Below are 4910 nucleotides of genomic sequence, written 5' to 3' on the forward strand. Positions count from 1 at the left end.
GGCAGGTCCGTGGCCGAGTCGCTGTACGCGTAGCAGTGCGCCAGGTCGTACTCCTCCGACTCGGCGACGGACCTGCCGATGCTGGAGGCCGTGGGGCACCCGCACGCGGTCAACCCGGACCGGGCGCTCCGCAGGGAAGCCCTCGCGCGCGGGTGGCCGATTCTGGACTTCCACCGCCCGGTGCGACTGAAGCAGCGGTTCGCCGTCCGGCCCCGGCCCGCGCTCCTCGCGGCGGCGGCCATAGGAGCGGCGGCGGCCACCGCAGGGCTCGTCTGGTACGCGAGTCGGCGCCGGGTGGCGACCGCCTGACCCAGACCTGATGACCAGGGCCGATTCACCCTCATTGAAGGCAAAAGTAAAGAAGCACAGCGAGGGGTTCCGCTTGCTCCGGTCCTGGAGTAGAAAGGATTCAAGGCCCGCGAGACCAAAGGACGTCCGAGAGGATCACCTTTAATAACTCATTTTGGCCCCACGGACCTAGCATGAACACTGGGCACCCACGCGACGTCGACCCGTCGATTACGGGCCAGCCGCACCAGGTGACGGGCACAAGTTCCCGACCTGATGGGCACATATCGAGGACGCTTGGTAACCCGGTGGACATGCCAGCGGCGGTACGAATTCTCGTACCGCCGCAACTTATTTCCGGCGGTTTCTACGCCGCTCCGCGCTGCAGCGCCTCACACACCGCCGTCGACTCGCGCGCACCCAGTTCGATCGCCCTGCCGCAGTGGGCGATCCAGGCGGCCATTCCCTCCGGGGTGCCGGAGACATAGCCGTCCAGGGCGGCGAGGTAGCCGGCGCGGCCGAGTTCCGCGTGACCGACCTCCGCCGGGCAGACCGCCTTGGGGTCGAGACCACTGCCGACCAGGACGATCCGTTCCGCCGCGCGCGCGACGAGGCCGTTGTGGAAGCCGAAGGGCCGCACGGCGACCAGCTCGCCGTGCACGACGGCCGCCGCGATCAGGGCAGGCGCCGCACTGCCCCGGATGATCAGCTCGGCGAGGCCGTCGAGACGGCCGGAGACCTCCGCCGCGCTCGGCAACGGCAGCTCCACGAGGGGCTCGTCGACGGGTTCGCCGTCCTGGCGGGGACGCCCCACGCGCGCGTGGTCCTCGCCGGCCGCCACCAGATGCAGCCGGGCCAGCACCCGCAGAGGTGACTGCCGCCAGATGGACAGCAGTTGGCCGGCCTCGGCGGTCAGCCGCAGCGCGGCGCCGACAGTGCGCGCCTCGCCGTCGCCCCCCTGCCCGCTGAAGTCGCTGCGCCGTCGCACCTCTTCGAGCGCCCAGTCGGCGCCGGACAGCGCGGCGGAGCCGCGCGCGCCGCGCAGGGCGGCCTCAGAGGTGACCGCGTTGCTGCGCCGCCGCATGACTCGGTGGCCGTAGACCCGGTCCACGGCCTTGCGTACGGACTCCACGGACTCGGCCACGCCGGGAAGCTCGGCGAGGGCCGCGAGCGGATCGGCGGTCGCACCTGTCGTACTCATGAGTACGACCCTACGCGCCTCTGTCGCCGACCCCTCGAAGGAGTGGTCTTCCCTACGGTCGACGCACCATCGGCGATCATCCGACTACCGTTGGTGAACATGAAAATTGCTTTCGTCGGGAAGGGCGGGAGTGGCAAGACCACGCTGTCTTCCCTGTTCATCCGCCATCTCGCCGCCTCCGGAGCCCCGGTCGTCGCCATCGACGCGGACATCAACCAGCATCTGGGGGCCGCTCTGGGGCTGGACGAGTCGGAGGCCGCGGAGCTTCCGGGGATGGGCGAGCGGCTCTCGCTGATCAAGAACCATCTCCGCGGCTCCAACCCGCGGATCACCTCCGCCGAGACGATGATCAAGACGACGCCGCCCGGCGAGGGTTCCCGGCTGGTGCGGATCTGCGACCCCAACCCGATCTACGACGCCTGCGCCCGGCCGGTGGAACTCGACGGCGGGGCCGTCCGTTTGATGGTCACCGGCCCCTTCACCGACTCCGACCTGGGGGTCGCCTGCTACCACTCCAAGACGGGAGCGGTGGAGCTGTTCCTGAACCACCTGGTGGACGGCCGCGACGAGTACGTGGTGGTCGACATGACGGCCGGTTCGGACTCCTTCGCGTCCGGCATGTTCACCCGCTTCGACATGACGTTCCTCGTCGCCGAGCCGACCCGGAGGGGGGTCTCCGTCTACCGCCAGTACAAGGAGTACGCCAGTGACTACGGCGTCGCCCTGAAGGTCATCGGCAACAAGGTGCGGGGCGACGACGACCTCGACTTCCTCCGCGCCGAGATCGGGGACGACCTGCTGGTCACCGTCGGCCACTCGGACTGGGTGCGTGCCCTGGAGAAGGGCCGCCCGCCCCGCTTCGAGCACCTTGAGGAGTTCAACCGCCGTGCCCTGCACGCCCTGCACGGGGCGGCGGACGCCACGTACGAGCGGCGCGACTGGGAGCGCTACACCCGTCAGATGGTGCACTTCCATCTGAAGAACGCGAGCGGCTGGGGCAATGAGCGGACCGGGGCCGACCTGGCGTCGCAGATCGACCCCGACTTCGTCCTGGGCGAGCAGCTCGCGGCAGCGGTCTGAGCCACGACCCGCGGCCGTTTGCTACCTCGACCGGCCCGCCCGGGCACCCTGGGCGCTCTTGGGGGCCGGCGCCGGCCCACTCGCCAGGAACGCGTCCCAGCCCTCCTTCGGGGACCGGCCGACACCGAGGGTGCGCAGCTTGTCCAGGACCTCCGGGTCCTGGACATCGAGCCAGTCGGCGAGCTGCCGGAAGGAGACACAGCGCACGTCCGGCTTGCCGCAGACGGTCTTGATGGTCTCCTCGACGGCCTGCATGTAGACGCCGCCGTTCCAGGACTCGAAGTGGTTGCCGATGATCAGGGGCGCGCGGTTGCCCGCGTAGGCGCGTTCGAAGCCCGCGAGCAGACCGTCCCGGAACTGGTCGCCCCAGTACTGCCGCTTGGCCGCGGAACCCGCACGGGCACCGGACTGGTTGACGTAGAAGTTGTAGTCCATGGTCAGCGTCTCGAAGGCGCGGCCGGGCATCGGGACCAGTTGCATCGACAGGTCCCACAGGCCGTCCTTCTTCTCCGGCCAGACCTGGTCCCTCACGCCACTGGTGTCGTAGCGGAAGCCCATTTCGCGGGCGGCCCGCATGAAGTTGATCTGGCCCTCCAGACAGGGGGTGCGGGCGCCGATCAGCTCCCTGTCGTAGTCGAAGGGCAGCGGTTCGGCCTTGCCGGTGCCCGTGTTGGTCTTCCATGCCTTCACGAAAGACTTCGCCTGGTCGATCTCGCTCTTCCAGTCCTCGACCGACCATTCCCCGACCCCGCCGCCCTTGCCGCAGAAGTGGCCGTTGAAGTGGGTGCCGATCTCGTTGCCCTCCAGCCAGGCCCCGCGCAGCTGCTCCACGGTGTCCTTGATCCCGCGGACATCGTTGAAGCCGATGTCGGAGCGGCCCGGCGAGTGCTGCGGCGGACGGTAGAGGTCCCGCTTCTCCTCCGGGAGCATGTACACGCCGCTCAGGAAGTACGTCATGGTCGCGTTGTTGGCGCGGGCCACCTCGCGGAAGTGTGAGAAGAGGCGCTGGCTGTCCTCGCCGGCACCGTCCCAGGAGAAGACCACGAACTGCGGGGGCTTCTGACCCGGCTTCAACCGTTCGGGCCTGGGCAGATGGGGCTGCGTGCCGGTGTACGCGGTGGACCCGTCGCCGATGAGTCGCGCCGCGGCCTTGGGCGGGGCGGGAGCGCCCCCCTCCACTCGGGGCGCCGCCTCCTTGCCGCCGCGCGCGCCCTGCATGCCTTCCTTCCCGGTGTTGTTCGCGCCGGCCGAACCGGCGGCGCCCGTGTCGCCGGAGCCACAGCCGGCGAGCGCCACGGCGCAGGTCGCGGCGAGTGCCACGCCGGCGGCGATCCTCTGGGTGACGGCCATCTTCCGCCCACCTTCTTCCTTTGCTCAGGGGCAGAGGGGCCAAGATCACACAGAGTGGCGAACAAACTAATACGACAAGCCGATGAAATATCTGATTCATCATCCTGGGTGATCTGATAACCCATTTGCCACGAATGTCCTTGCATGGCCTTTACTCTGCATTACGATTCGTTTACTGAGCGTTGAGAAATCCCGCCGCTGTACGCCGTGACCCACGGCCGCGACCCGCCCCCCGCCCAAGCGGGGGGACCACCTGTTCCGCGACCGCGCAGCCCCGGAGGAGACGGGAGAACATGTCCGCCTGCGTCCCCACCCACGCCCCCGACTCCAGCCCGCATCGGGCGGAGTCCGAGCACCAACCGCACAGCCCGCCCGAAGGACCCCGCCGGTTCCGCGTCGCGGGCGCCGATGTGTCCGCGTCCATCGCGGTCTTCCTGATCGCCCTCCCCCTGTCCCTGGGCATCGCCCTGGCCACCGGCGCCCCCCTCCAGGCCGGCCTCGTCGCCGCCGCCGTCGGGGGCCTCGTCGCCGGACGCCTCGGCGGCTCACCACTCCAGGTCAGCGGCCCAGCCGCCGGTCTGACCGTCGTCACCGCCGACCTCATCCACCAGTACGGCTGGCGCACCACCTGTGCCATCACCGTGCTCGCCGGGCTCTCCCAACTGGCCCTGGCGCAGCTGCGTGTGGCCCGCTCGGCGCTCGCTGTGAGCCCCGCGATCGTGCACGGCATGCTCGCCGGCATCGGTGTCACCATCGCCGTCGCCCAGCTGCACATCGTGCTCGGCGGCACCCCGCAGAGCGCCGTCCTCGACAACGTCGGGGCGCTGCCCGCCCAGTTGGCGCATCTGCATCCCGCCGCCGTGTCCATGAGCGCGCTCACCCTCGCCCTGCTGTTCGCCTGGCCCCGGCTCCCCGGCCCCGTCGGCCGACGGCTGCGCAGCGTCCCGGCCGCCCTCGTCGCGGTCGCGGGCGCCACGGCGGCCGCCGTGCT

The 4910-nt window shown here is 70.0% G+C and carries 4 protein-coding genes and 1 pseudogene; 3 read left to right on the forward strand and 2 right to left on the reverse strand.

Translation table 11 applies throughout. The features are described 5' to 3' along the window. Positions 1-39 precede the first annotated feature (39 nt). Positions 40-309, forward strand: a pseudogene (locus AOK15_RS41515) (HAD family hydrolase); the annotation flags it as partial. A 346-nt stretch (positions 310-655) separates the two neighbouring features. On the opposite strand, the gene AOK15_RS32705 reads toward AOK15_RS41515, so the two are convergent. Beyond that, positions 656-1489 (reverse strand): Fic family protein, encoded by an 834-nt coding sequence (locus AOK15_RS32705; protein WP_055521939.1) that lies wholly within the window; start codon positions 1487-1489, stop codon positions 656-658. A 99-nt stretch (positions 1490-1588) separates the two neighbouring features. Between AOK15_RS32705 and AOK15_RS32710 the strand changes: the two genes are divergently transcribed. Continuing rightward, a complete protein-coding gene (locus AOK15_RS32710) occupies positions 1589-2569 on the forward strand; it encodes an ATP-binding protein (protein WP_055521940.1) in 981 nt (326 codons plus the stop codon). A 21-nt stretch (positions 2570-2590) separates the two neighbouring features. Here the strand turns inward: AOK15_RS32710 and AOK15_RS32715 are convergent, their stop codons facing one another. Continuing rightward, entirely contained in the window at positions 2591-3919 is a 1329-nt protein-coding gene (locus tag AOK15_RS32715; protein ID WP_055521941.1) for a polysaccharide deacetylase family protein, read from the reverse strand. Positions 3920-4212: 293 nt separating this feature from the next. Between AOK15_RS32715 and AOK15_RS32720 the strand changes: the two genes are divergently transcribed. After that, a partial coding sequence (locus tag AOK15_RS32720; protein WP_167738885.1) for a SulP family inorganic anion transporter occupies positions 4213-4910 on the forward strand: 698 nt, incomplete at its 3' end.

Source organism: Streptomyces ossamyceticus (assembly GCF_001418475.1).
GTDB lineage: Bacteria > Actinomycetota > Actinomycetes > Streptomycetales > Streptomycetaceae > Streptomyces > Streptomyces ossamyceticus.